The organism is Candidatus Hydrogenedentota bacterium, from assembly GCA_016791475.1.
Lineage (GTDB): Bacteria > Hydrogenedentota > Hydrogenedentia > Hydrogenedentales > JAEUWI01 > JAEUWI01.
This window is the reverse complement of sequence record JAEUWI010000217.1, coordinates 1-731: the sequence shown is the minus strand read 5'-3', so window position 1 is coordinate 731 and position 731 is coordinate 1. Positions and strand designations below refer to the sequence as shown.

Here is a 731-nt window from a genome sequence, read left to right as displayed (position 1 = left end):
CCGGACCCGCGACGGTTTGTTCCAGGTGGCCGATGGCGGGACCATTCTCCTCGACGAACTCGCGGAACTTCCCCTGGCGCTCCAGCCGAAGCTGCTTCGAGTGCTCGAGCAGTCGGAGGTGCGTCGCGTCGGGGCCACCGAGTCGCGCCCGGTCGACGTTCGGGTCGTCGCCGCCACCCATCGAGACTTGGAGAGCGAGGTCAAGGCGGGCCGGTTCCGCGACGATCTCTTCTGGCGGCTCAACGTCCTGAGCGCGCAGGTCCCGCCGCTTCGCGAGCGGACCGGGGACATCCCGGGGCTGGTCGAGCACTTCCTTCGCCGCCACCCGACCGAGGCGGCGACCCCCACCCGATTGACCCGGGAGGCCGCCGCCGCGCTCGTCAGCTATCCGTGGCCCGGCAACGTCCGGGAACTCCGCAACGCCGTACTCGGAGCCGCCACCCTGGCCGAGGGTGACGAGATCACCGTCGACGACCTGCCCGCCCGGATCCGGGGCGCCAGCAGCGCCGGCCCGGCATTGGCCCGTGCCAGCCAGGAGCGGCTCGATCTGGCCCAGTTGGAACGCCTCTACATCCTCCAGGTCCTCCGCGAGGTCGGCGGCAACAAGTCCAAAGCCGCCGAGGTCCTCGGCCTCGACCGGAAGACGCTGTACCGCAAGCTGGAAGAGTATCGAGCCTCCGGACTGCCGGAACTCTGAGTCCCGCGGTGGGGCTTTCCTGGATAGCGGTGGG

1 protein-coding gene is annotated in these 731 nt (G+C 70.3%); it reads left to right on the top strand.

Annotated elements, in window-relative coordinates; genetic code table 11:
- A partial coding sequence (locus JNK74_28800) for a sigma-54-dependent Fis family transcriptional regulator (GenBank protein ID MBL7650182.1) occupies positions 1-697 on the top strand: 697 nt, incomplete at its 5' end.
- Between the last annotated feature and the right edge of the window lie 34 nt (positions 698-731).